Origin of the sequence: Acidiphilium sp. PA (assembly GCF_026191915.1) — a bacterium.
GTDB lineage: Bacteria > Pseudomonadota > Alphaproteobacteria > Acetobacterales > Acetobacteraceae > Acidiphilium.
In genome coordinates this window covers 1-24,775 of the sequence record NZ_JAIMBY010000029.1, presented here as the reverse complement: position 1 = coordinate 24,775, position 24,775 = coordinate 1, and the positions used below count along the sequence as shown (strand labels likewise).

At 61.2% G+C, this 24,775-nt stretch carries 24 protein-coding genes; 21 read left to right on the top strand and 3 right to left on the bottom strand.

What is annotated here, in order from left to right; genetic code table 11:
• From AruPA_RS19275 to AruPA_RS19260, 4 genes are all read left to right on the top strand, one after another.
• Positions 1-1,259 (top strand): phosphoadenosine phosphosulfate reductase family protein (locus tag AruPA_RS19275; RefSeq protein WP_265638386.1); only part of this gene is annotated, 1,259 nt, incomplete at its 5' end.
• A 63-nt stretch (positions 1,260-1,322) separates the two neighbouring features.
• A complete protein-coding gene (locus AruPA_RS19270; RefSeq protein WP_265638385.1) occupies positions 1,323-1,547 on the top strand; it encodes a hypothetical protein in 225 nt (74 codons plus the stop codon).
• Between the two features lie 246 nt (positions 1,548-1,793).
• Entirely contained in the window at positions 1,794-3,101 is a 1,308-nt protein-coding gene (locus AruPA_RS19265; protein ID WP_265638384.1) for a porin, read from the top strand.
• Positions 3,102-3,456: 355 nt separating this feature from the next.
• Complete coding sequence (locus tag AruPA_RS19260; RefSeq protein ID WP_265638383.1) at positions 3,457-4,293, top strand: hypothetical protein; 837 nt, start codon at positions 3,457-3,459, stop codon at positions 4,291-4,293.
• A gap of 404 nt (positions 4,294-4,697) precedes the next feature.
• Here AruPA_RS19260 and AruPA_RS19255 read toward each other — a convergent pair whose 3' ends face one another.
• Complete coding sequence (locus AruPA_RS19255; RefSeq protein ID WP_265638382.1) at positions 4,698-5,393, bottom strand: response regulator transcription factor; 696 nt, start codon at positions 5,391-5,393, stop codon at positions 4,698-4,700.
• A gap of 802 nt (positions 5,394-6,195) precedes the next feature.
• Here AruPA_RS19255 and AruPA_RS19250 point away from each other — a divergent pair.
• From AruPA_RS19250 to AruPA_RS19230, 5 genes are all read left to right on the top strand, one after another.
• Positions 6,196-7,257 (top strand): ArdC family protein, encoded by a 1,062-nt coding sequence (locus AruPA_RS19250; RefSeq protein WP_265638381.1) that lies wholly within the window; start codon positions 6,196-6,198, stop codon positions 7,255-7,257.
• Positions 7,257-7,493, top strand: coding sequence for a hypothetical protein (locus tag AruPA_RS19245; protein WP_265638380.1), 237 nt, complete (start codon positions 7,257-7,259; stop codon positions 7,491-7,493). Before AruPA_RS19250 ends, AruPA_RS19245 begins: the two co-directional genes overlap by 1 nt.
• Before the next feature lie 45 nt (positions 7,494-7,538).
• The gene (locus AruPA_RS19240; protein ID WP_265638379.1) at positions 7,539-8,480 is read left to right on the top strand and encodes a phosphoadenosine phosphosulfate reductase family protein; all 942 of its coding nucleotides are present in this window, start codon (positions 7,539-7,541) and stop codon (positions 8,478-8,480) included.
• Positions 8,481-8,561: 81 nt separating this feature from the next.
• The gene (locus tag AruPA_RS19235) at positions 8,562-8,903 is read left to right on the top strand and encodes a hypothetical protein (protein ID WP_265638378.1); all 342 of its coding nucleotides are present in this window, start codon (positions 8,562-8,564) and stop codon (positions 8,901-8,903) included.
• Between the two features lie 14 nt (positions 8,904-8,917).
• The gene (locus AruPA_RS19230; protein ID WP_265638377.1) at positions 8,918-9,226 is read left to right on the top strand and encodes a hypothetical protein; all 309 of its coding nucleotides are present in this window, start codon (positions 8,918-8,920) and stop codon (positions 9,224-9,226) included.
• Positions 9,227-9,238: 12 nt separating this feature from the next.
• On the opposite strand, the gene AruPA_RS19225 is transcribed toward AruPA_RS19230, so the two are convergent.
• Entirely contained in the window at positions 9,239-9,742 is a 504-nt protein-coding gene (locus AruPA_RS19225) for a hypothetical protein (RefSeq protein WP_265638376.1), read from the bottom strand.
• Positions 9,743-10,056: 314 nt separating this feature from the next.
• Here AruPA_RS19225 and AruPA_RS19220 point away from each other — a divergent pair, with 314 nt between their 5' ends.
• The 6 genes from AruPA_RS19220 to AruPA_RS19195 all read left to right on the top strand — a co-directional run bounded on the left by AruPA_RS19220 (position 10,057) and on the right by AruPA_RS19195 (position 19,373).
• Positions 10,057-10,455 (top strand): hypothetical protein, encoded by a 399-nt coding sequence (locus tag AruPA_RS19220; protein ID WP_265638375.1) that lies wholly within the window; start codon positions 10,057-10,059, stop codon positions 10,453-10,455.
• A 10-nt stretch (positions 10,456-10,465) separates the two neighbouring features.
• Positions 10,466-10,882: a hypothetical protein gene (locus AruPA_RS19215; protein WP_265638374.1), complete on the top strand. Its 417-nt coding sequence runs from the start codon at positions 10,466-10,468 to the stop codon at positions 10,880-10,882.
• Entirely contained in the window at positions 10,857-11,192 is a 336-nt protein-coding gene (locus AruPA_RS19210; RefSeq protein ID WP_029313330.1) for a hypothetical protein, read from the top strand. The genes AruPA_RS19215 and AruPA_RS19210 overlap by 26 nt, the downstream gene beginning before the upstream one ends.
• 138 nt (positions 11,193-11,330) lie before the next feature.
• Positions 11,331-16,610 carry a DEAD/DEAH box helicase family protein gene (locus AruPA_RS19205; protein ID WP_265638373.1) on the top strand — a complete coding sequence of 1,760 codons (5,280 nt, stop codon included), beginning with the start codon at positions 11,331-11,333 and terminating at the stop codon, positions 16,608-16,610.
• A gap of 68 nt (positions 16,611-16,678) precedes the next feature.
• On the top strand, positions 16,679-17,305 hold the full coding sequence (locus AruPA_RS19200; RefSeq protein ID WP_265638372.1) for a hypothetical protein: 627 nt from the start codon (positions 16,679-16,681) through the stop codon (positions 17,303-17,305).
• 223 nt (positions 17,306-17,528) lie between these two features.
• Positions 17,529-19,373, top strand: coding sequence for a ParB N-terminal domain-containing protein (locus AruPA_RS19195; RefSeq protein ID WP_265638371.1), 1,845 nt, complete (start codon positions 17,529-17,531; stop codon positions 19,371-19,373).
• 117 nt (positions 19,374-19,490) lie between these two features.
• Here AruPA_RS19195 and AruPA_RS19190 read toward each other — a convergent pair whose 3' ends face one another.
• On the bottom strand, positions 19,491-19,898 hold the full coding sequence (locus AruPA_RS19190) for a helix-turn-helix domain-containing protein (protein ID WP_265638370.1): 408 nt from the start codon (positions 19,896-19,898) through the stop codon (positions 19,491-19,493).
• 68 nt (positions 19,899-19,966) lie between these two features.
• On the opposite strand from AruPA_RS19190, the gene AruPA_RS19185 reads away from it, so the two are divergent.
• The 6 genes from AruPA_RS19185 to AruPA_RS19160 all read left to right on the top strand — a co-directional run bounded on the left by AruPA_RS19185 (position 19,967) and on the right by AruPA_RS19160 (position 24,599).
• The gene (locus tag AruPA_RS19185) at positions 19,967-20,683 is read left to right on the top strand and encodes a cation diffusion facilitator family transporter (RefSeq protein ID WP_265638369.1); all 717 of its coding nucleotides are present in this window, start codon (positions 19,967-19,969) and stop codon (positions 20,681-20,683) included.
• Positions 20,684-20,774: 91 nt separating this feature from the next.
• Entirely contained in the window at positions 20,775-23,147 is a 2,373-nt protein-coding gene (locus AruPA_RS19180) for a TonB-dependent receptor (RefSeq protein ID WP_265638368.1), read from the top strand.
• A gap of 135 nt (positions 23,148-23,282) precedes the next feature.
• A complete protein-coding gene (locus AruPA_RS19175) occupies positions 23,283-23,681 on the top strand; it encodes a hypothetical protein (RefSeq protein WP_265638367.1) in 399 nt (132 codons plus the stop codon).
• Positions 23,682-23,739: 58 nt separating this feature from the next.
• On the top strand, positions 23,740-23,862 hold the full coding sequence (locus AruPA_RS19170; protein ID WP_265638366.1) for a hypothetical protein: 123 nt from the start codon (positions 23,740-23,742) through the stop codon (positions 23,860-23,862).
• A gap of 44 nt (positions 23,863-23,906) precedes the next feature.
• Positions 23,907-24,176: a type II toxin-antitoxin system Phd/YefM family antitoxin gene (locus AruPA_RS19165; protein WP_265638365.1), complete on the top strand. Its 270-nt coding sequence runs from the start codon at positions 23,907-23,909 to the stop codon at positions 24,174-24,176.
• A 3-nt stretch (positions 24,177-24,179) separates the two neighbouring features.
• Positions 24,180-24,599, top strand: a complete 420-nt coding sequence (locus AruPA_RS19160; protein ID WP_265638364.1) for a type II toxin-antitoxin system VapC family toxin — start codon at positions 24,180-24,182, stop codon at positions 24,597-24,599.
• Positions 24,600-24,775: the final 176 nt, after the last annotated feature.

Sequence of the window (24,775 nt, the reverse complement as noted above, 5' to 3'; positions counted from 1 at the left end):
AGGCCCGTTGCCGAACCTCTCGCCACGGCTGCGTGATGGACGCGTTTTGCTCCGCAAGCGCGGAGCAGGGCAGGGGGGACAGCGAACGATGCGTTCCCCTGCCCACCAGACGCCGGCAAGGAATTCTGGCCCTCGATTTCGACGCCAACACTTCCGCCGGCACCGGCTGGAATTCCGAATGCCCGCCAATCGCGTTGACTCCGGAGGTCGCGCGTCTGCTGGCCGCTGATGCCGCCGTTGCAATCGGCGTGAGCGGTGGCAAGGATTCCTGCGCAGTCGCCATCGCGGTGGATCGTCATCTAAAAGCCATCAGCCACGCGGGACCACGCATTCTGATCCACGCCGATCTCGGCCGGGTGGAATGGCGCGACAGTCTCCCCGCCTGCCAGCGCCTCGCCGAGCGGGTCGGCTGGGAACTGGTTATCGTGCGCCGACAGGCCGGGGATCTGCTGCACCGGTGGAACGGGCGCTGGGCCAACAACGTCGCCCGCTATGCCGCGCTCGAATGCGTGCAGGTGATCCTTCCCTGGAGCACACCCTCGATGCGGTTCTGCACCTCGGAGGCCAAAACCAAAATTATCGCCTCGGCGCTGGCCAAACGCTTCCCCGGTCGCCCGATCCTGAACGTGACCGGGATCAGGCGAGAAGAAAGCGCCAGCCGCCGTGCCAAGCCGGTCTGCGCAATCGACAGCAACCTCGCCACGGGACGCCGCGAGGCCATAGTCTGGAACCCGATCATCGAATGGCCGATCGAGCAGGTCTGGCGGACCATCGCGGCGGCCGGCCTGACCCATGAAGCCTATGCGGTCTACGGCTCGACCCGCGTGTCGTGCGTGTTCTGCATCATGAGTTCGATCGGTGATCTCCGGGCCGCCGCCTCCTGCCCGGAGAACCACGAAATCTATCGCGCCATGGTCGATCTCGAAGCCCGCTCGACCTTCGCGTTTCAGGGAAACCGCTGGCTTGCCGACACCGCGCCGCATCTGCTCGACGCCGATATGCGACGTGCGGTGACGCGGGCCCGGCTCGCTGCCCACGAGCGGATGCAATTGGAGGCATGGCTGCCCCGTCATCTCCTCTACGTCAAAGGCTGGCCGACATCCGTGCCGTCCCATGAAGATGCCGAGCTGCTGGCAAGCATCCGCCGCAGGGTCAGCACTCTGCTCGGCATCGATGCTGACTATCTGACCGGCCCCGCCGTCCGCGAACGGTATCGCGACCTGATCGCCGCGAAGCCGGACCGGATACCAGTCCCCTGAACCGCGGCCTTGGCCTCGACGTCGGCCTCAACCGCAACCCATCATTCGAAAGGAACCCCGGCCATGACCGGAACCAATGACGACGCCCTCGACGCCACTGATATCGAGGCGCGCAAACCACAGGTTCGCACGCGCCACCCCGCGAAAGGCCTGCCGCTGATCGGCATGTGTGCGGAGATCCCAAAACGTCGATCAGGCTACACCGTCCGGCGCATCCTGGCCTGCGCCAATCTTGCGGGAGTGCAGGAGTATCTTTCGAGATCCGGCGGTACGGAAACCTCGCGGTGACGACACTCGCCGCGAGATACATGAAGTGTTACACAAAGGCGCTAATGTTGCCCTAAAACAACATGCGTCGAAAAATGCCAAAATCGGCCGCTCGACATATTGCCTTTGTTGCGAGAAATCCTCTTTATCGCGATCACAAGCAGCACGTGTCTCAGAACGAGACCGACGCGGCAGCGCTGGTGACATTTTGCCAGCCTGATGGGCGACAGGGTAAACGCTGGGAAACTGGCAACATGGAGAATTGATATGCGCAAATTACTACTGGCCTCGGTGGCCACGTTGGGCATGGTAGCCGGAGCAACCGGTGCCGCGCACGCACAGGCAGCCACGCCGCCGAAGCCGGGCACGTTGGTCGTTCATTTGAACGGTTTGTTCACCTATCAGCTCGATGCCGTTGGCTCCTCGGTCAACAGCTACGGCGGCTACAAGCTGAACCCGATCGCCAACGAAGGGTTCCTGCGCCTGTATCCCGGCTTTGATGCTATGACGACCGGCGGGTTCGAGTACGGTGTCGCTTCGGAAATTCGTGACGCCTACACTAATCCCGGCCAGGGCATGCAGGAAAATGCTGCTGCTAACGGCACGGAATCTCTCGTGATCCGCCGCGCCTATGCCTATTTGGGCACCAAGCAGGCGGGCATCGTGCGGATCGGCCAGGGCGATGGCCCGTGGACTTTGATGCAGGACGGCGTGTTCGAAAACTTCGGCGACGGCAACCAGTGGAATTCGGACGGCGGCATCGGCTCGATCGTGCCGAGCGCTGCGCACCCGACCTGGCTGTTCTCGGACACCGGGGCGCTCTACACCACCCTCAAAATCGTGTACCTCACGCCGACGTTCGCCGGCTTCAACGCGGGTATCGGCTTTGAGCCGAATTCGAACGGCATCAAGGAAGGTCTCGCCGCCTGCACCGTGGCGCAGAGCACTTGCGCGGCCCTCGCCAGCGCGCCTGGTGGCGCCGGCAATGCCCGCCGCAAGAATACGCTCGACGCGATGGTTCAGTATACCGGCGAATTCAGTGGCGTTGGCGTGAAGGTATCGGGCGGCTACATCAAGTCCTCGCCGATTGGTAATAGCTCGGGTGCATCGATTTCCGACGGCGTGCTCACGCACGTAACCGGCTACAAGGGTATGGGCATCGCCACAGTCGGCGGCCAGGTTTCCTATGCTGGGTTCATGGTCGGCGCGAACATGAAGGACGGCCAGGTCAACAATGGCTATACCTTCCTGCTCCCCGGCCAGCGTAACGCCTTCGATTGGCTGGTCAGCGCCGAATACACCGCCGGCCCGGCCACCGTCGGCGCCTACTATTTCAACAACCAGAGCGCCGGTGCGCATATGCCGGGCAACGGCGTCGGCCGTACCGAGCAGGACAATGGTGTTGCGGTTGGTGCCAACTACGCCGTCACCCCGAACCTCGGTCTGTTCGTCACCTATCTGTATGGCCAGCGCAAGCAGTACGGCTTCGACTTCGCCAATAGCAAGACCAACACCACCGTGGGCAACCGCATGCACAGCCAAGCGATCGGCGCGGGTGCCGCTCTCAAGTGGTAATCTGACGATCGGCTGATCAGCCGAACATCGAACGGGGGCGACGGTGTGAGCCGTCGCCCTTTTTTGTGACCGGCTTGAAGTCAGATCAGGTTCCGGCGGCATCACAATGGACCGCAAAACGTTGCGCGGGCCTTCAAGAAGTCTCACGATCGAAGCACCAAATCATTTCCCTTCGCCTTGTTGCGGTGGCTTGCGCGCATTGCAACAAGATAACGCTTGCCGAACATCTAGCGACTGCGACTGGTGCGGCCTATTTTGTCTCGTCATCGTTTGAGTTATAATCGCCGATGTCTAAACGCTAAAATAAATTCAATTATTGACCACAGCGCCGCTTGGAATCGGATTACATATATTCATGAGAATTCCTTCTATAAAAACAGCGACGAAATATTTCGAAGTTCTCGCAGCTTTAGAGAAGCAGTATGGTACGATCGATGACGCAATAACCTCGTTGGGGGAAACAGCTGGCCCTAAATACCGGCCCGGTTACATTATGATAATAAAAGCCGCTATCAAGTTTCGTGCGGCACAATCAGACGATAAGGTGCTTCTAAAAAAAATAAATGGTCTTGTAATACCGGAATCTCGAATAAAAGATAAACTTGAGTCCTCATTTAGAAGAATTGAACACAACAATAAAGATGTGATGCTTGCTATAATCAAGCACCTTGATACTGCCCGTGATCGTCTTCGAAATAATAATGCCGATTTAGGATACATTTGGTCTCAGCGTGCTTCCTGGTTTTTACAAGCAACCTTATGTACAGGCATTAAGCCGATTGAATGGATTAATGCATTTTTATTAGATGATAAGGACTTTGAGAAACATGATAGCATATTATTTATAAAAGTATCGGATAAGACTGAGGATGACACTGCCGGCGAGGAGCGTGTCATTTGCGTGTGTGGTGAGAAAGATGTTGATATTATCAATAAACATCTGCAATCTGTTAGCGATATATTGGAATCTGGGATTAGTTACAAAACCTACGTAACCAGGACACAAAAATGTATAAACAAAGCATTTAACCATTGCTTTCCTAATTCCAACGAACGATTTACTCTGATTTCCGCTCGTAATATGTTTTATAGTAGAATGATTGAAGCGGGTTTCTCTAATAAGAGAGTATGCTACCTAATGGGCATTAAGAGGGATCGCAATAAAATTGATCGCTCATCGCTGCCAGGATGAATGCCATGTTTCACTGCGCCAATCCGCGGCCCGCTCCGCCGCCGCCCCACCCGGCTGGCCGGCGTCCGAAGCCGAAGGAATGACCTGGCCCGGCTTACCGCGCCCGCACCCGCGTAATCGCCGTCGAACCGACGAACAACAAAATCCTCGCGCGTCTACGGTAATCGCATGCCGGTTAATTGTTTGGATGTTGTTCGCGGAACCCATCTGGGCCCTGCGGTCATAGCGCCGCAATCATTGAGGCCGGACACATGACCGCATTCGAACCCTTATCAGAACTTGCAAACCCTACCTGCGCCCCTAGGGCCGTCCACACATGAACCTCGGTGCCCTTTCGCGCCGGCGTTTTCGAGATAGCATCGAGCCGATCCTAAGCCGCTGCGCTATCAGTAAACCCGTTGACGCTATTTCGCGAGCCGATAGCCGCCTCCATCGGTTACCAGTAACGTCGGCTGCGCCGGTTCGGGCTCGATTTTCTGACGCAGGCGGTAAACATGGGTTTCCAGCGTGTGGCTTGTGGCCGTTGGGTTATATCCCCACACCTCGTTGAGCAGAACTTGACGCTCGACCGCCTCGCCGCCCGCGCGGTATAGGAATTTCAAGATCGCCACTTCCTTGTTGGTCAGATAGATGCGCTTGTCGTTTTCTGGCCCATGCAGTTGCCTGTTTACGTTGCTTAAGGTGTAGGGTCCGATTTGTAGGACAGCGCGATCACTGTTTTCGTAATTGTTTAAATGAGTACGCAGCCGCGCCATTAATTCGGCCAGTCTGAATGGCTTTGCGACATAGTCGTCTGCTCCCGATTCGAGGCCTTGCACGACATCCTTTTCATCTGTGCTTCCAGTCAGCATGATGATCGGAATTGCGTGGCCACGCTCACGCAGGTGGGCACAAAAGGTCCGTCCATCGCCATCCGGCAAACCGACGTCAAGGATGATCGCATGGATCCTCTTGTCAGTCACAGACAGAACCTGCTCAGCCTCGGCGATGGATCCGGCTTCGAGGATCGCGAATTCATTATTGTCGTGCATCTGCTCGGCCAAGCTGGTGCGCAGGGGCAGATCGTCGTCAACGATAAGAATCGGGTGCATATTCGCCATGGTGCTGCCTCTCTGATGCTTCTGCACGACGCGCCGTCGATGTCTTGCGCATCCATGCAATTCGTTGGCCGTACCTACGACGGCCGTCGCGGTATTTCACTGCCAGATGCTGATTATTTGGGTCCCAAGTTGATCACATACATGTGTTCGTCGTGCGGCCCAGGCTCCCTGGATGGCATCCTCCCAGCCCTCGTCGGCGGCAGAACGGTGGTCAAACGTGTAGCGACCACCAAAATAGCGCTGGCAGCACCCGTAATCGGATGTCGACCTGGGAATTTTTGCCTCGCTTCGAGGCGGCCCCCGACCGCTTCAAAGATTAGGAAATGATCGCCTTACTCGATCGGCGGGCAGAGTAGGCTACTGACAAATCGAACCCCCGCCCTCAGGCACCGGCTCGGTCGTGAGTATTGCCGAGTCCGGATAGCAGACGAAGACCTGAACGTCTCGAAGTGAGCGATCATGGTCGTGGTGCCGTTCTCCAGGCGCGATCACGCGGTTCCTGTTGCTCCAGCGGCCCCAGGGGTCCAGCCAGTGACCCGTGACGATCCTTCCGCCTCGTTCATTTTGGCGACCATGGATGAGATGCCCGAAATAAGCGCAATCGCCGTGGAATCAGGCAAGGGATGCCGCATGCGGGCCAGGCGCCGGCAAGGGGTAGGGCCTCGCCATGCTCACCGGCGCGAAGCGCCGGTTGCGCGTGGCTGCGTTTCCCGCGGGACGGGCCAAGCGGCCCGCCCCGCGCCCTTGCCCCGCCCGCCCCGACGCGGCTGGCGAGCGGTGTTTCAGGAAAGGAGAAACACCGATGAACAAACCAAAATGGCGGCGCTCTGGCAAAGCCAATCCCAATCCCAATCCCCGCGATATCTACCAGGAGGTGACCGACAAGATCCTCGCTGCGCTGGAACGCGGCGTGCTGCCGTGGCAACGCGGCTGGGATCAGGGCATCGCCGGCGCGCCGATGAACCCGACGACGGGACGGATTTACCGCGGGATCAACAATCTGCTGCTCGGCATGATGCAGGATGCGGCGTTCAACGGCGATCCGCGCTGGTGCTCATATCGGCAGGCGCAAGCCCGTGGCTGGCAGGTCCGCAAGGGCGAACGCGGCACCACCGTCGTGTTCTATCGCAAGCTCCAGCGGCGGGACGGCGAGGACGGGGAGACGGGTCTCGTTTCTCCTGATACCGCAGGGGCGGGGGCACGCCCGTTCTTCATGCTGCGCGCCTCCACCGTCTTTCATGCGACCCAGATCGACGGCATTCCCGTCTATAACCCACCGGGGATCGCAGCCGAACCCTGGCGTACGCCCGAGGCGGTCCAGACGATCCTCGACAACAGCGGTGCCACCATCCACTACGGCGGCTCGCAAGCCTGTTTCGTCCCGTCACGGGACTGCATCTACCTACCTCCAAAAGGTGCGTTCAGGAGCGATGCGGCATTCGCCCACACCGCGCTGCATGAACTCTCGCACTATGCCTATGCGGCACCTCGGCTGAACCTCAGCCAGGGTGGTCGGTTCGGCTCAGCGGCTTATGCGTTCGAGGAACTCGTGGTGTCGATCGCCTCGGTGAACATCTGCACCGTAGTCGGCGTCGAGGCCGAGATCGAGAACACCGCGAGCTACCTGGCCGACTGGATGACCGTCATCAGGTCCGATAGGAAGGCGATCTTCCGCGCGGCGGCCGATGCACAGCGCGTGGCCGATTACATCCTCGGCTTTCATCCCGACTATGCGGCTGCGGTGCGAGCGGCCAACGAAGCCGGCGCGGGAGAGCAGGACGGCGACGGCGATCCGGGAGGCACGCTCGACGAGTTCGACGACCAGGCTAGGCCCGTTGCCGAACCTCTCGCCACGGCTGCGTGATGGACGCGTTTTGCTCCGCAAGCGCGGAGCAGGGCAGGGGGGACAGCGAACGATGCGTTCCCCTGCCCACCAGACGCCGGCAAGGAATTCTGGCCCTCGATATCGACGCCAACACCGCCACCGGCACCGGCTGGGATTCCGAATGCCCGCCGATCGCGTTGACCCCGGAGGTCGAGCGTCTGCTGGCCGCTGATGCCGCCGTTGCGATCGGCGTCAGTGGCGGCAAGGATTCCTGAGCCGTCGCCATTGCCATCGATCGGCACCTGAGCGCGATCGGCCACGTGGGGCCACGCATTCTGATCCACGCTGATCTCGGCCGGGTGGAGTGGCGCGACAGTCTCCCGTCCTGTCAGCGCCTTGCCGAGCTGATCGGCTGGGAACTGGTCATCGTGCGTCGCCAGGCGGGCGATTTGATGCATCGATGGGAGACCCGCTGGGAACGGAACGTCGCCCGCTACGCCACCCTGGAATGCGTGCAGGTGATCCTGCCCTGGAGCACGCCATCGATGCGGTTCTGTACTTCGGAGGCAAAAACCAAGGTGATCGCTTCGGCGCTGGCCAAACGCTTCCCCGGTCAACCGATCCTGAACGTGACCGGGATCAGGCGAGAAGAAAGCGCCACCCGCCGGGCCAAGCCGGTCTGTGCAATCGACAGCAACCTCGCCACGGGACGCCGCGAGGCCCTGGTCTGGAACCCGATCATCGAATGGCCGATCGAGCAGGTCTGGCGGACCATCGCGGCGGCCGGCCTGACCCATGAAGCCTATGCCGTCTACGGATCGACCCGCGTGTCGTGCGTGTTCTGCATCATGAGTTCGATCGGTGATCTCCGGGCCGCCGCCTCCTGCCCGGATAACCATGACATCTACCGCGCCATGGTCGATCTCGAAGCCCGCTCGACCTTCGCGTTTCAGGGAAACCGCTGGCTTGCCGACACCGCGCCGCATCTGCTCGACGCCGATATGCGACGTGCGGTGACGCGGGCCCGGCTCGCTGCCCACGAGCGGATGCGATTGGAGGCACTGCTGCCCCGTCATCTGCTCTACGTCAAAGGCTGGCCGACCACCGTGCCGTCCGATGAAGACGCGGAGCTTTTGGCAAGCATCCGCCGCAGGGTCAGCGCCCTGCTCGGCATCGATGCTGACTATCTGACCGGCCCCGCCGTCCGCGAACGGTATCGCGACCTGATCGCCGCTAAGCCGGAACGGATAGCAGTCCCCTGAACATCGGACACGTCCTCAATGTCAGTCTCAGTCTCAGTCTCAACCTCAACCGCAACCCATCAATCGAAAGGAACCCCGGCCATGACCGGAACCAATGACAACGCCCTCGACGCCACTGACATCGAGGCCCGCAAACCACAGGTTCGCACGCGCCACCCCGCGAAAGGCCTGCCGCTGATCGGCATGTGGGCGGAGATCCCAAAACCTCGATCAGGCTACACCGTCCGGTGCATCCTGGCCTGCGCCAATCTTGCGGGAGCGCAGGAGTATCTTTCGAAATTCGGCGCCAGCCTCGTCGAGAACCGCACGGCGATCACCTGGTCGGTCCGGGAATTCCGGACCCGCCCGGTGAAGCGTCCCCGACCCGACCGGGCACCACGCATCCAGATCACGGAGCAGAACATCATCGAAATCGGTTCCTGAAAGGAAATCCCGACATGGCAAAAATCGCAACCGACGTTGAACTCGCAGCCATCATCACCGGCATTGTGACAGACGCCCCGCAGCACGAGGAACCACGCTACCGAATGTTTCTCGACACCATCGCCGAAGCGATCGGGGCCTATCATTGCCTTGCTGTCGGTGCGGTGATGACGCCGGCGGAGGATCTGACGCAATGGACTGTGGCACTGCATGCCACGATGGATACCGCCGACGATGGAGGGCCGTTCGCCCCGATCGACACCGACCTCAAGGTCAAGGAATGGCTTGCCGAAGGACAGACCGAAACCGAGGAAACCCGATAAGACGACGACGGGTCAGATCTTGACTTTACCCTGCTTGATGATCGGCTTTTTCCGCAGCTTTGTCGTGGTCACGGCATCCGTCGCGGTCTCTGTTGCTGCTTCGGTCGCGGTCTCCGGCTCGACGGCGGTGACGGCGGATGCCGCTGGGACTTCTTCCGGAGCCGGTACTGTTGCGCTGACCGATGACGCTGCTCTCGACTTTTCCAATTCTGCTTGAAGTGTCTTGATCTCGGCGCGTGCCTCTTTCAGATCCTTGCGAACAGCCTTGTTTTTCATTGCCAAGGCGTTGTTTGCTGCCTCCAGCTGCTCGACCCGGTCACGCAACTCCTGGACTGACAACTTTGGTTTTGCCGCGACGATGATCGGCTTGGCCATCGTTTGCTGTGCCGCTTTCGAAGCGACTTTCATGGGAGGCTTCGCGGCTGCCATTTTCACTTTGGCAGGTGAGGCCTTTGCTCTTACAGCGGCCTGGCTTTTGGTCGCTGGCTTGGATGATCCTTTGATACCCCTGGGCATGCTCTATTCCTCTTGATGAAGTGGTGATCGGCGTAGCGCAAAACCAGAAAAATGAAAGAGGGCAGGGAACAACACCGAAAAGAGAATCGGCTACCGCACCCGCCTCGGCCGGCAAGGGGTAGGGCCTCGCCATGCTCACCGGCGCAAGCGCCGGTTGCGCGTGGCTGCGTTTCCCGCGGGTCGGGCGAAATCGCCCGCCCCGCGCCCTTGCCTGCCGTCGGCGGGATGCGGTCGCGCGATGGGTAGATTCGAGAAATCCAGAGAACAACGAAGGATTTCGATCGGATCACACCCCATCGAAGGAGATCCCTCCCATGTCAGCCTCCCCGGAAATCCTGCATAACAACGCGCCGTCCCAGCCGAGCGGCGCGGAACCCGAACGCTATCGGTTTTTCAGCGTCAAACTTCATCGCCTGATCTCCTACCGCGAAGACGGTGCCGTCTACGTCCGTGATGTGTGCTCGGATTGGGTACGCACTCGTGCGCCTGCCGATACCGATGCGATCAAGGCCGAGCGGTTCGAGCGGGCAGCACTGGCGATCACCAATCTCCCGGCCTGGGCCCGGTCGATCACCGACCTTCCCACGATGACCGAGATCGAGCGCTGGTCCACCGACAGCGTGGTCGAAGCCACAGATGGCGAGGAGGTCGAACCCGACGGCCATTCGTCCGACGGCGCGCCATCCTGGCTGCTCGCCCTCGGCATGATCTGAGGAGGCACCGATGAGCAATCCTTCCCAGCCGCGCAGCGGCAACCAGGCGTTTCTCGATGACCTCATCGCGCAGTCATGCGCGACCACAGGCGGCCACCTCTGGATCAACCCCTCGCAATGGACGCTCTACGTCAGCAGGGGGCGCAGCATCTCGGGCTATGACCTCGATGCGATGAAGGCCCGGGTGCTCGCAGCGGGAGGTGCCGTCATCGATGTTCGTCAGGCCGATCCAGATCAGGTGCTTCACCTGGCTTTCAGCGGGCCGATGATCGCGGTCGGCGAGGAACCGCGTTTCATCATCTGCAAAGCCTTGTCCTACGAAAACCTGGAGATCATTGCGGCCCGATATCGCCGCGCCGGCGCCGAGATCCACAACATCCCAGAGGCGCAGGAGACTGGCGATGACACGCTATCGCTCCCGACGTGAACGACTGATCAAGCAGCACGGGCGGATTACCGATAAATACCGCCTGCATGCCTGGTGGCTGCGCGGCGCGCTCGATCAAGTCACCGGCAAGCCGCTTCCGCCGCTCCACCCTGATCTCTCCGACGAATACGAGAACGGGGCGTGGTGCGTCCGGCACGGCTATATCCGGATCAACGACATCGAGCGGTTCAAACGCCTGATCGTCGAGACCGAACGCGGCCGGCCCTACCAGCGCGGCCGGTTCGCGCAGGAACACCCGGATCTGCTCGCAGCGATCGAACCCGCGAGCGCGATCCACCCGCCCGCCTGAAAAACCGCAGCGATCCGGCCCGGTCCAGCCCGGACGTCGGCCCGATCGCCCGAACCTGACCTTTCCCATCAAGCCCACCGCAGAACGCCGTTCCAACCCGGAACGGCGTTCTTCGTTCGTTCCAGAGGATATCCTGCCATGCCGATCAATCCCTTCGACCAGGGCGGCCAACTCGGTCTCGACCTGTTCGGCACCACCGCACTCACCCCAGCCGATCTCAACCCGGTCGGCCTGATCCGTATCCCGATGAAGGAGAACCCGGTGGACGACACCGACGAGGCCGAAACGCCAGCAGGGCAGGGGGGCCGTTCGTCCCGGTCCCATGCCGCACGTCGCGGGACGAACTTCCGGCTCGACGGTGCGCGCAACCTCGCGGCCGGGTGGAAGGCCCGCGCGCAGGATAATCTCGCCGCGATCCGCCTGCTCCGCGAGATCGAGACCGCGAACCGTCCGGCAACGCCGGATGAGCAGGCGCAGTTGATCAAGTTTTGCGCCTTCAGCAGCACCGAGTTGGCCCAAGGTGTGTTCCGTGCCGCAGGCTCGACCTTGCCTTCCACCGCAGGTGCTGATGCGGGTGAGGAGACAGCGGCGCAAGCGCGTGGGGACGAGGGTTTCCGTGCCGGCTGGGCCGAGATCGGCCGCGATCTGGAAACCCTGGTCAGTCCGCACGAACGCGCGGGATTGATGCGCGCCACCCAATACGCCCACTACACCCCGGAATTCATCATCCGGGCGCTCTGGAGCGCGGTGGCACGGCTCGGCTACGCCGGCGGGCGCGTCCTAGAACCCGGGTGCGGTATCGGCCTGTTCATCGCCCTTGCGCCCGAAGCCATCGCCGCGAACAGCCATTTCACCGGCGTCGAGGCCGATCCAGTGACCGCCCGCATCACCCGCCTGTTGTTCCCCGAGAGCCAGATCAGGCGGGAGGATTTCACCAAGGCGAAACTGGTTGGAGATTTCGACCTCGCGATCGGCAACCCGCCGTTCTCCGACCGTACCCAGCGCCTGACCGAGATCACCCCGCCCACCGCGATGTCGCTGCATGATTATTTCATCGCACGGTCGATCTACCACCTCCGCCCCGGCGGTCTCGCCGCCTTCGTGGTCAGCCGCTGGACCATGGACAAGATCGATGACACCGCCCGCAGGATTATCACGGCCAGAGCCGATCTGCTCGGCGCGGTGCGCCTGCCGGCCGGGGCAATGCGCGCCGACGCCGGCACCGATGTCGTGGTCGACCTGCTGGTCTTTCGCGCCCGCGCCGATGACGAGATCCCCGGTCCGGTAAACTGGACCGGCACCGCCGAAGCCCTTCCCGCCACGGACGAGACCCCGGCGGTCGCGATCAACCGCTATTTCCTCGACCATCCGGCTCAGGTGCTCGGCACCCATGACCGGACCACCAGCCCCTACGGCCTGGTCTACACCTGCAAGGGCGACACCGGCCCCGGCCTCGAAGCAGCAATCCACGAGGCGCTCGCCATCCTGCCATCAGGCGTTCACGCCCCGGACCCCGCCCGGTTCCGCAAGCCCGATGAAGTCGCCGAGCCGGTCTACACCGGCCATGCCGCCGACGGCGCGACGATCCGCGAGGGCAGTTACCTCGTGATCCGCAACCGGCTGCATCAGGTGGTCGACGGCATCCCGACCGAGATCCCGGTCAAGCAGAAGACTTCCAAGCGCGATGGCATCCCGCTGCTCTCCGCCCAGATCATCGACGGGTTGATCCCGATCCGCGATGCGGTCCGGGAGGTGCTCCGCGCCCAGGAAGCCGATCTGCCCTGGCAGCAGGCTCAGCAGAAGCTCCGCCTCGTTTACGGCCGCTTCGTGCGGACCTATGGCGCGATCAACAGGACGCAGGTGGTCACGATCACCGATGAGGAAACCGGCAAGACCCGCGATATCGTCCGCCGACCCAATCTCGCCCCCTTCGCGGATGACCCCGATGTCTGGCTGGTCGCCTCGATCGAGGAATACGATCTCGACAGCGACAAGGGCCGTCACGGTGCGATCTTCGACCGAAGGGTGATCCACCCGCCCGCGGAGCCGATGATCGAGACCGCGGCCGACGCGCTGACGGTCTGCCTGCATGATCGGGGCAGCGTCGATCCCGACTATATCGCCGAATTGCTCGGCACCACCGCCGAGACCGTCATCTCCCTTCTGCCCAACGCGATCTTCCTCAACCCGGATACCCGCCGCTGGGAAACCTCCGATGCCTATCTCTCCGGCCCGGTGCGGACCAAGCTCGCGATCGCCCGCGCGGCCGCCGTCGAAGACCCACGGTTCGAGGCCAATGTCACCGCCCTCGAAGCCGCACAGCCGGTCGATCTGAAACCCTCCGAGATCACCGCCCGGCTGGGGGCGACCTGGATCCCGACCAATGTGATCGAGCGCTTCTGCACGGAGATCATCGGTGTCACCACCCGGATCAACCACGTCCGCGAGGTCGGCAGCTGGACCCTGAACGTATCTGCTTTTGCCGGCGTCGGCGCCTGCACCACCGAATGGGGCACCGCCCGGCGTCATGCCGGCGAATTGCTCGACGACGCGCTGAATTCGCAGATCCCGCAGATCTGGGACGTCTGGCGGGATGCGGGCGGATCAGAACGGCGCGAACTCAACGTGGTCGAGACCGAGGCCGCCAAGGAAAAGCTGAGCAAGATCAAGACCGCATTCCAGTCCTGGGTCTGGACCGACGCCGAACGGGCGGAGACGCTTTGCCGGATCTACAACGATCTGATGAACAATCTGGTGCCCCGTCACTTCGACGGCTCGCATCTGACGCTTCCCGGTGCATCGAGCGTGATCAGCTTCTACCCCCACCAGAAGCGGGTGATCTGGCGGATCATCGCCGATGGCGCGACCTACATCGCCCACGCGGTCGGCGCCGGCAAAACCTTCTCGATGGCCGCAGCGGTGATGGAGCAGAAACGCCTCGGTATGATCACCAAGGCGATGATGGTGGTCCCCGGTCACTGCCTCGCCCAGGCCAGCCGCGAGTTCCTGCAACTCTACCCGACCGCCCGCATTCTGGTCGCCGACGAGACGAATTTCGCGAAGGCAAAACGCCAGCGCTTCCTCGCCCGCGCCGCGACGGGGGAATGGGACTGCATCATCATCACTCATTCCGCGTTCAAGTTCATCGCCGTCCCGGCCAGCTTCGAGCGGTCGATGCTCGAGGACCAGATTAGTGCGATGGAAGAGATCCTGACCAGCGTGGACAGCGACGACCGGATCAGCCGCAAGCGGATCGAGCGGATCAAGGAGGGGTTCGAGGCACGGCTCGACGCTCTGGGCAGCGACAAGGACGATCTGCTGACAATCGGTGAGATCGGCATCGACCAGATCATCGTCGATGAAGCGCAGGAGTTCCGCAAACTCAGCTTCGCCACCAACATGGCGACCCTGAAGGGCGTCGATCCGAACGGCTCACAGCGGGCGTGGGATCTGTTCGTCAAAGCCCGGTTCGTTGACCAGAAGAACCCCGGCCGCGCCCTGCTGATGGCGAGCGGCACGCCGATCACCAACACCATGGGTGAACTCTACACGCTGCAGCGCTTCTTTGCCGAAGACATCCTCACCCGGATGGGGTTGCAGCATTTTGACGGCTGGGCGGCCAACTTCGGGGACGCGCGCACCGATCTCGAACTCCAGCCGTCGGGCCAATACAAGCCGGTCACCAGGTTCTCGGAATTCGTCAACGTGCCGGAGCTGATCGACATCTTCCGCAGCTTCGCCGACGTCGTCCAGAAGGCCGATCTGCGTGAGTATCTGAAACTCCCCCGCATCGCCACCGGCAAGCGCCAGCTGGTCACCGTCGAACCCAGCAAACATTTCCGGATGTACCAGCGCTTCCTCGACCAGCGGATCAAGGAGATCGAGGCCCGCAAGGGTAAGCCGCAAAAGGGTGATGACATCCTGCTCTCGGTGATCACCGATGGCCGCCACGCCGCGATCGATCTGCGGCTGGTGACCCAGGGTGGCATGCCGGATCCCGACAGCAAGCTGAACGCCCTGATCGACAAGGTATTCGAGACCTGGCGTGATACGGCGGCACGGCGATACCTCGATGCCAGCGGGGAACCCTACCCCAATGACGGCGCGGGTCAGATGATCTTCTCCGATCTCGGCACGCTGAACGTCGAGAAGACCCGCGGCTTCTCGGCCTATCGCTGGATCAGGGATCAGCTGGTCGCCCGCGGCGTGCCCGCCGGGGAGATCGCCTTCATGCAGGATTACCGCAAGGCGGCGGACAAGCAGCGGGTGGTCTCCGACTTCAACGCCGGGCGGGTGAGGATCCTGATCGGATCATCGCAGACCATGGGCACCGGCGTGAACGGCCAGAAGCGACTGGCGGCGTTGCACCATCTCGATGTGCCGTGGCTGCCCTCGGATATCGAGCAGCGCGAAGGCCGGATCGAGCGGCAGGGCAACCAGAACGAGGAAATCGCGATCTATGCCTATGCGACGCAGACCAGCATGGATGCGACGATGTGGCAAAACAATGAGCGCAAGCAGCGGTTCATCGAGGCGTCGCTGTCGGGTGATCGCACAATCCGCCGGCTGGAGGACGCCGGCAGTCAGTCCAACCAGTTCGCCATGGCCAAGGCGATCGCCTCGGGGGATCAGCGACTGATGCAGAAGGCTGGGCTCGAGGCCGAGCTGGCCCGGCTCCGTCGCCTGAGTGACGCGCATATCGACGGGCAGATCTCGATCCGCCGGACGCTGAACGAGGCGCGCTGGTCGATCGAGACCGCCACCAAGCGGATCGCGGGGTTTGAGAAGGACATTGCGCGGCGGATTGACACCACCGGCGATGCGTTTGCGATGACCATTGGCGAGACCCGGTTCACCGAGCGCAAGCATGCCGGATCGGCGCTGATCCGCACGATCATGGAGAGCGCGTGGGAGCAGAAGGAGGCGATCGCCGGTGAGATCGGCGGCTTCGAATTCAGCCTGCGGGTGATGCGCTCCAGGCAGGGCGGGATCGACGACGCGAAGGTGATCCTGCACCTGACAGACCAGCGCCTTACAATCGACATGCCCGACGAGATGAACGCCCTCGGGGTGATCGCCCGCATCGAATCCGTGATCAGAGGCCTCGAAATCCAGCGTGACCGGGCGCAGGAGGATCTGATCAACGCCGAGCACCGGATCAGTGAATACCAGTCCCGCCTTGGCGTACCCTTCGAGTTGCAAGGCGAACTCGACGCCAAACTGGCGGAACTGGCCGCGATCGACAAGGCGTTGGCCGCCACGGAGAGCGAGGCCAACACCGGCGCTGGTCCGAACGCGAGCGGGGCAGGGGACCAACCCCCGGAATTCCCAGCCATGTTCGCACGACGTTCCTCTCTCGAGGACGATCCGACCGATGATCTCGGTACGGTGTCGTCTGGTGCCAATCAGGACGAATAGGGGAGGGGAACGACCCCCTCCCATCCCTCTCCACCGACAACGACAACGAGACCCGAAAGGAGATCGCCATGCTCCCCACCGCGCTCGCCCGCGCGATCCGCCTGCCCCTGCTGACCCCGGAGCAATTCACCCCGACGAAATGGGATGATGCGCTGACCAAAGCGAAATTCGGCAACCATCTGCTCCGCTTCATCGCGGAGGATTTCCCGGAGACCATGTTCACCCAGAAATTCTACGGACGGCTGGCGAATACGTTTGGCCATATTGCCTACTACAACAGTGTCGGATTTTGGGATGAGTTCTTCCAGACCCGCGCCACGAAGATCGAATTCCTCGACCAGACGATCCGTCACCCCTGCTACGGTGACCCCGCCTGGACCTTCAGCGATGTCGAACGTGTCATCCGCGCCCGGTTGAAACAAACGGACGTGATCGACTGGCACCGGCGATTGCTCATGCAGGAACGTGAAGCGCGTGAACGGGCCGAATACATCCGGCTCGCCCAGAAATTCGCCCCGAAGCCGGCTGAAACCAACCTCACCGGTATGGCAGACCCGAAAACTACCACTTGCGAGTCGTTTTCGGTGGATGCCTTGCCGGCTGATCGGACCCATTCCCAGCTGCATGTCACGTCGACCGGCCACAGCTCGCTCAAGACCCCGGTCGCCCAGCTGGACCTGTTCGCCGGTCTGTAACCGGTAATCCGTTCCCGATCGCATGGTGTCGTGCCCGGCACCGCTGCGCTCCATCGCCGCCTGCGCCACCCGGCCCCGCGTCGGCGCCGTACCGGCGCGCCGCAGGGCAGGGCGGCTCGCCGGCAATGGTGCCGGTCCCGTCGCCATGCGCCGCGGAAGTTACTTCCGGAAGAAACTGGAAGGGAAAACCACTGAAACAAACCATCCCATGAAGGAGCTACCGATGGACCTGAGACAGGTTGATCCCAAGACACTCGTGCCCAACCCCGCCAACCCCCGCCGCGTCAAACCGGACGAGGCCTACGAGGCCCAGCTCTCGGCCAACATCCGCGAGATCGGCCTGATCCAGCCGCCGATCGCACGCGAGATCGACGGCAGACTGGTGATCAAGGCCGGTGATCGCCGCACCCGCGCCTGCATCGCGGCCGGACTCGCCACCATCCCGGTGCTGGTGCTTGACGGCGATGACGCCAATCACGACAGCATGCGCGCCTTCAGCGAGAACATCGTCCGCGCCGGCCTCGGCACGGTCGATATGTGGCGCGCCATCGAAGCGCTCTGCGGTGATGGCTGGACCGAGGACGGTATCGCCACCGCGCTCGCCCTGCCGCCCCGCGTGATCAAGCGGCTCAAACTGTGCGGTTCGATCCATCCCGCCATCCTCGACCAGATGGCCAAGGGAGATGAGCCGAACGAGCGTGATCTGCGCACCATCGCCAGCGCCTCACGCGAGGATCAGGCGGAAGCCTGGAAGAAGCACAAGCCGAAGAAGATCGAGCGGGTCATGTGGTGGGACCTGGCGCGGGCGCTGACCAAAACCCGGTTCTATGCCCGGGATGCCTCGTTCGATGCGAAGATCGCCACAGCGAACGGCATCATCTGGGAAGAGGATCTGTTCGGCCAGGACGGGGTGGACAATCGCTACACCACCCAGGCCGAGGCCTATCTCAACGCCCAGCACGAGTATCTGAGCAAGAAGCTGCCGAAGGGCCAGGTCATCCTGCCGGTGAACGAGCACGGTGAACCGAAGCTGCCCGCCAAGGCGGTGAAGGTCTATGGCGAGAAGCCGGGGAAGGGTGAGACCGCCGGCCGCTTCATCAATGAGCGTACCGGCAAGATCGAGACCGTGATCTACCGCCTGCCTGAGCCCAAGCCGGTCACGAAATCGAAGGCGAAGGGCAAGCCGACGACCGCTGCCGGTGCCGGGGCAGGGGGTGTAACCGACGAAGCCAGAGATACCGGTGATACCGGCGAGATCGAGACCGAGGCTGAATTCGTGCAAGCGAGCTCTCGCCCGCCGGTCACCAAGGAAGGGCTCAAGATGATCGGCGACTTCCAGACCGATGCCCTGCATGAGGCGCTGGATAAGGTCGAGATCGACGATCAGACCCTGATCGCCCTGCTCGTGCTCGCCTTCGCCGGCGACAACGTGCAGGTCCGCACCGGCGAGAAGATCGAACCTGGCCAAATCTACCGCCGGCGTAGCGCCATCGCCTATCCGCTGATCTCCGGCGGTGTCCTGACCTTCGATCCCGACACGATCAGGACCGGCGCGCGGGCGATGCTCAAGCATGCGCTCTGCCTGCGCGACGGCTTCGGGATGCAGTCGGGGCCGGTCGCACGGATCGCGGGCAACGAGATCGAGGCTGAAAGGTTCCTGCCGAACATGGCCACGCAGGAGTTCCTCTCCTGCCTGTCCAAGCCCGAGATCGAGCGGATCGGCAGCGCGAGCGGCGTGCTGCCCCGCCAGACCGGCAAGGCAACCCGCGCCGCGGTGGTCGATCGGTTCAAGACGGAGCGGTTCATCTATCCCGGCGCGGCGTTCGCGCTGACGTCAGACGAAGCCGCGAAGCTCGCCGAAAGCCACGCCCGGCACAACGGCGATCCGGGTTCCGGTGACGATGACCCCGACGGCGCGGAGACAGAGCAAGGCGCTGACGATGCATCGCCCGATGATGCTGATCCGGCCGAAGGCGACGACGCTGCCGATCCGGAGGAGGATCTGTCCGAGCCGACGGCACCGCCGCGCGGAATGCCGGCCGAGTTTGAGCAGATCGCAGCGGAATAATCCGCACCCACCCTCAAGAGATCGTGCCGGGCCGCAAAGCCCGGCACAAGGAGGCGCCGATGCCGGTCACCGAAGAACAACGCGCGACGATGTGCGCTCTGAGCGTAACGCCAGCCGTCACATAGAAATCGCCAGCGCCTCGATGATCCGACATTCTCTGATTGATCTCAGGCTGCATTGCTCGATCAGGGTTGATAGCTCCGCCCGTAGCGCCGTCAAACCGGCCAGTTTGCGATCCACTTCAGCGAGATGCTCGCGTGCAATGGCATCGACCTGCTCGCATGATTGATCCTTTTGGTGGTTAAGTTCGAGCAGGGTCCGGATTTGCCCGACGGAGAACCCCAATGCTCGCGCCCGCCGGATGAAACTCAAGCGCATGATGTCCGCTTCGGCGTAGGTCCGATAGTTGCCCGATGTTCTGGCAGGCGCTGAAAGCAGCCCGATCCGTTCATAATATCGAATTGTCTCAGCTTTGGTTTCTGTTTCTCGCGCAAGATCGCCAATGTTGAGAACATCACCTGTCATACCCTTGACCTTCTAGCGGCTACAACGTTTAAATGTGCTGGCATGAACTCGTGGTTGAGGTCGTCTGTGTGAACAATAGTCCGGTTGCTGCATCACCCGATAGAGTTTTTTCAACCGGGGCCACAGGCTGCTGCCCTTACGAAGTGACGGTTATACCTGAACACGCCGACATGCGCATTGCGCGCGCGGTTCTCGTTCGGCGCGCCATTAGGCTCGAATTTCTTACGATCGTCTGGATGCTCGTGGAAGCTGGCGTATCGCTCTGGGGTGGTACGCAGGCCAACAGCGTTTCCTTACGCGCCTTCGGCATCGACAGCCTGATCGAGATCATCTCGGCCGGAGTGCTCATATGGCGACTGGGTGCCGAATTGCGGAATGGGCAGGTTTTCGGTGAATGGACCGAACGCGTGGCCAGCCGTATCTCGGGTGTCCTACTGTTCGGGTTGGCTGCCTATGTCGTCATTACCGCAACTTCGAAACTGGTAGCCCATACCGGTGAAGAATTTTCACAGATTGGGCTGAGCATCACTTTGCTCGCCATGCCGACTATGTATTTCCTGGCTCGTCGCAAAGTCGCCATCGCAGAGGCTCTGGGCAGCCGTGCCATGCGCGCGGATGCGATGGAAAGCGTCACGTGTGGCTACCTGTCTTTAGTTGTCGTCGTGGGGTTGATCATGCAGGCGCTGACCGACGCCTGGTGGATCGACGCCGTGGCCAGCCTCGGCGTCGTGGGGTTTCTCGTCAAGGAAGGGCGAGAGGCATGGACGGGAAGCTGCCATTGCTGACTGATTAAGCCAACTACGATTACGCGATAAATCCGACGGATGTCGGCCCTGTGTGATGAACGCGCGGGATAAATTCTGGAGGAAATGCGAGATGAACCGATCATCCTACGGCGTCCGGGTTTTGGCCGGCGCGCTTTTGCTCTTGTTCGGCGGCTTTGCGCACGCACAGACGGTACCGGCACAGCCTACTGCGCCTATTATCGTGCCAGTCACGCCGCCCGCACCCCAGAGCGGCAGCGTTCATATCAAGAAAATCATCGTCCAGAACTCGCCCTTGAGCAATTCCGGCATCGATATCGCCAAGGCTGCCCAAGCGGTTCAGATTCTGGGTCATCGTGAATTGACCCAGAACGGTGCGCCCGATGCATTGCGCGCCCTCCAGCGCGACGCCACAGGCGTCAATCTCGATAACGCCGCCGGCAACCCTTATCAGCCTAGCCTGTTCTATCACGGCTTTGAGATTTCACCCTTGCAAGGCACCTCCCAGGGGCTGGCCGTCTATGTCGATGGCGTGCGCTTTAATGAGCCGTTTGGCGACACGGTGAACTGGGATTTGCTGCCCGAGCCGGCAATTCGCAGCGTCACCGTCGAAGACGCCAACCCCGTCTTTGGCCTCAATGCGCTGGGCGGTGCCGTCGATGTGCAACTCAAGGACGGTTTTACCTATCACGGTGGTTCGGTAGAGGTGTTGGGTGGCTCCTTCGGTCGCGCCGAACTCGATGCTCAATACGGCATTCAGCATGGCAATACCTCGGCTTATTTTGCAGCGAGCGAACGCCATGAAGGCGGCTGGCGCCAGGATCAATCCTCGAACATCCAGAATTTCTACGGCAATCTCGGCTGGCGCGGAGCACACGCTCAGCTCAACATGAGCCTGACCTTTGCCCGGTCGCGCCTGAACGGTCCCGGTACAGCGCCCGTTCAGCTTCTCGCGGTGTCCCCTTCGGCGCAATACACGTCGCCCAATTTCGTCGGCAACCATTACGCAAAATTTGCCACCACTTTCAGCGATCGGATTGACCGGACCAATACGCTACAGGCAGTCGCCTATTACGATTATTTTTTGCAGAAAGTTTCCAACGGCAACGGCCCCAACGATCTGCCCTGCTATACCGGGTCACCCTATCTCTGTTCATCGCCAGGCATTCTCAGCACCACACGCAATCTGGTGCCGATTCCCAATTTTCTGAACAGCAATTTCTACTCCGAACTCGACCAGGAGAGCACCAACACCAACGGCTATGGCGGTTCCCTGCAATGGACAAATACTGCAATGTTGGAGGGTCGTCACAATCATCTCGTTGCCGGCGTCAGCTACGATGGCTCGCAGACGGAGTTCAGCGCCAGCGGGCTGATTGGCGGCATCACGCCCATTAGCCGCGCCTATTACGGACCGGGGATCATCCTCGATGAACCGGGGATCAATATCCCGGTCCAGGCCGCGTTCCGCAGCGCCTATTACGGGGTCTATGCGTCCGACACCCTCGATGTCACCAGCCAGTTATCGGTCACCGGATCGGCACGCATCAATGCAGCGCAACTTGATTCCCACGACCAGGGCGGCGGTACGCTCAGTGGACGGCATTTCTACTCGCACCTCGATCCTGCACTGGGCGTCGCCTACCAGGTCACGCCGCTGGCGACGATCTACGGCGGCTACTCCGAAGCCAACCGCAATCCTACACCCGCCGAGCTTTCTTGTGCAGGACCGCAGAATGCGTGCAGCCTTTCGAATTTCTTCGTTAACGACCCAAACCTCAAACAGGTCACAGCGCGCACCTGGGAAGCCGGTGTCCGCGGTGCGGCGATCACACCCCATGGCGGCACGCTGACCTACACCGCCGATTACTTCCACACCGTGCTCAATGACAACATCGCCTTCGTCAATGCTCCGGTGTTCGGCAGGGCATTTTTCGAGAACACCGGCAATGCGCTACGCCAGGGCATCGATCTCGGTCTGCACCTCCATCAGGGACTATGGCACGCCTATTTCGACTACACCTTTGTCGATGCGATCTATCAGAACGGCTTCGTCGAATCCGCGGGCGGGAACCCGGCCGCGGATGCCGCCGGCAACATTACTATCGTTCCCGGTGATCATCTGTCCGGCATTCCGGCCAACCAGATCAAATTCGGAGCAAGCTACCAAATCACCCCGAAATGGAGCGTCGGCGCCTCGGCCGTCGGGCTGACCTCAAGCTACCTGTTTGGCGATCAGGCCAATTTGACCAAACCCTTGCCGGGCTACTTCGTAACAGATCTGACCACGAAGTATCACCTGACCAAAAAGCTCGAGCTATTTGCGGCCCTCGAAAACGCTACCAACAACACTTACTACACCTACGGCGGCTTTTCATCGCTTGGGAACGTCTACGTCGCTCAGGTGCCTAACCTCACAAACCCGCGCGCCTACAGTCCAGCAGCGCCAATCGGTGCCTACGGTGGAGTCAAGGTGAATTTCTAAAATTGAAAATTTCTGCGTTCTTTATTCGTTCATGTCTGGCGTACGTAAAATGAACTTTCGTGTCCGGACCCCTATTCCGGGCCGGTCGCACGGATCGCGGGCAACGAGATCGAGGCTGAACGGTGCCTGCCGAACATGGCGACGCAGGCGTTCCTCTCCTGCCTGTCCAAGCCCGATATTGAGGGGATCGGCAGCGCGTGCGGCGTCCTGCCCCGCCAGACCGGGAAGGCAACCCGCGCCGCCGTCGTTGATCGGTTCAAGACGGAGTTCATCTACCCGGGCGCGGCGTTCGCGCTGACGGCGGACAAGGCCACGAAGCTCGCCGAAAGCCACGCCCGGCACGACGGCGATCAGGGTTCTGGCGACGATGACCCCGCCGGCGCGGAGACAGAGCAAGGCGCTGACGATGCATCACCCGATGACGCTGATCCGGCCGAAGGCGCCGACGCTGCCGATCCGGAGGAGGATCTGACCGAGACAAATGAACCCCCGCCCGGAATGCCTGGCGAATTCGAGCAGATCGCAGCGGAATAATCCTTATCCACCCTCAAGCGATCGTGCCAGGCTGCAACGCCTGGCACGAGGAGGCACCATGCTGGTCACCGACAAACAACGCGTGACGATGCTCGCCAACGGCCGCGACTCTGCGCTATCGGCACCACGAGAACAGCCGAAACAGCGGACAGGGAGTCCGATCTGGATCGGCCAGTGTTGACTATCGGATTGAACTGACTATTTAAATGACTAGAATTGTCGGAGATGAATTTCGCCATGAATAGTTGGCCGGTGCAGGATGCGAAGGCGCGATTTAGCGAATTGCTCGACACATGCATGAAGTCGGGACCGCAACTGGTAACGAAGCGGGGGGCTGAAATGGCCGTTCTGGTGCCTGTCCGAGAGTGGAAACGCCTCCAGAGTGTCGGCAAACCTTCCCTGAAAGAGCTTCTGCTCGCCCCCGCATCACGTGCGGAAATCCCAATCCCCAAACGAGGCCAATTCAAGCGCAGGCAGCCACGTAGTCTGGACTAACTGATGCAGTACCTCCTCGACACCAACGTTGTATCCGAACTGCGACGCGTTCGGCCTCATGGCGCGGTCATCAGATGGATTGAAGCAATACCGGCCGAGGATCTTTTCCTATCAGCCGTCACCATTGGCGAGATACAGGCCGGGATCGAGCTTACGCGCGAGCGAGACCCTGAAAAAGCGGCTGATATCGAAAGCTGGCTCGATCAGGTCGCGGATTCTTACAATGTCGTGCCGATCAATGGACCGGTGTTTCGCTGCTGGGCGAAACTGATGCACCGGCAAAGCAACGACTTGATCGAGGACGGCTTGATCGCAGCGAGTGCGATGACTCACAATCTCATTGTCGTGACGCGCAATGTCAAAGACTTCGCGAAATTCAGAATCAAGACACTCAATCCTTTCAACTCTGCGCCTGAATCGTGATTCAAAAATACGCTGAAAAAACCAATAAGAAGAGATACAAGTTTCCATAAGATATCTTCTGCGATCTTTAGCTGGTCACGATTTTGACGAACGTAGTGTCGTCTGATTTGCACGTCGCAAGAACTGCCGCACTCTCGCGACAGTCACCGAATAGCCGACGGTTCATCCATCGGCGG

Coding starts and splice junctions, on each gene's coding strand:
- AruPA_RS19265 (WP_265638384.1), top strand. CDS start 1,794: ATGCGCAAATTACTACTGGCCTCGGTGGCCACGTTGGGCATGGTAGCC.
- AruPA_RS19255 (WP_265638382.1), bottom strand. CDS start 5,393: ATGGCGAATATGCACCCGATTCTTATCGTTGACGACGATCTGCCCCTG.
- AruPA_RS19225 (WP_265638376.1), bottom strand. CDS start 9,742: ATGCCCAGGGGTATCAAAGGATCATCCAAGCCAGCGACCAAAAGCCAG.
- AruPA_RS19190 (WP_265638370.1), bottom strand. CDS start 19,898: ATGACAGGTGATGTTCTCAACATTGGCGATCTTGCGCGAGAAACAGAA.
- AruPA_RS19195 (WP_265638371.1), top strand. CDS start 17,529: ATGGACCTGAGACAGGTTGATCCCAAGACACTCGTGCCCAACCCCGCC.
- AruPA_RS19205 (WP_265638373.1), top strand. CDS start 11,331: ATGCCGATCAATCCCTTCGACCAGGGCGGCCAACTCGGTCTCGACCTG.
- AruPA_RS19245 (WP_265638380.1), top strand. CDS start 7,257: ATGGACGCGTTTTGCTCCGCAAGCGCGGAGCAGGGCAGGGGGGACAGC.
- AruPA_RS19215 (WP_265638374.1), top strand. CDS start 10,466: ATGAGCAATCCTTCCCAGCCGCGCAGCGGCAACCAGGCGTTTCTCGAT.
- AruPA_RS19270 (WP_265638385.1), top strand. CDS start 1,323: ATGACCGGAACCAATGACGACGCCCTCGACGCCACTGATATCGAGGCG.
- AruPA_RS19170 (WP_265638366.1), top strand. CDS start 23,740: ATGCTGGTCACCGACAAACAACGCGTGACGATGCTCGCCAACGGCCGC.
- AruPA_RS19230 (WP_265638377.1), top strand. CDS start 8,918: ATGGCAAAAATCGCAACCGACGTTGAACTCGCAGCCATCATCACCGGC.
- AruPA_RS19200 (WP_265638372.1), top strand. CDS start 16,679: ATGCTCCCCACCGCGCTCGCCCGCGCGATCCGCCTGCCCCTGCTGACC.
- AruPA_RS19220 (WP_265638375.1), top strand. CDS start 10,057: ATGTCAGCCTCCCCGGAAATCCTGCATAACAACGCGCCGTCCCAGCCG.
- AruPA_RS19180 (WP_265638368.1), top strand. CDS start 20,775: ATGAACCGATCATCCTACGGCGTCCGGGTTTTGGCCGGCGCGCTTTTG.
- AruPA_RS19250 (WP_265638381.1), top strand. CDS start 6,196: ATGAACAAACCAAAATGGCGGCGCTCTGGCAAAGCCAATCCCAATCCC.
- AruPA_RS19210 (WP_029313330.1), top strand. CDS start 10,857: ATGACACGCTATCGCTCCCGACGTGAACGACTGATCAAGCAGCACGGG.
- AruPA_RS19175 (WP_265638367.1), top strand. CDS start 23,283: ATGGCGACGCAGGCGTTCCTCTCCTGCCTGTCCAAGCCCGATATTGAG.
- AruPA_RS19165 (WP_265638365.1), top strand. CDS start 23,907: ATGAATTTCGCCATGAATAGTTGGCCGGTGCAGGATGCGAAGGCGCGA.
- AruPA_RS19260 (WP_265638383.1), top strand. CDS start 3,457: ATGAGAATTCCTTCTATAAAAACAGCGACGAAATATTTCGAAGTTCTC.
- AruPA_RS19160 (WP_265638364.1), top strand. CDS start 24,180: ATGCAGTACCTCCTCGACACCAACGTTGTATCCGAACTGCGACGCGTT.
- AruPA_RS19235 (WP_265638378.1), top strand. CDS start 8,562: ATGACCGGAACCAATGACAACGCCCTCGACGCCACTGACATCGAGGCC.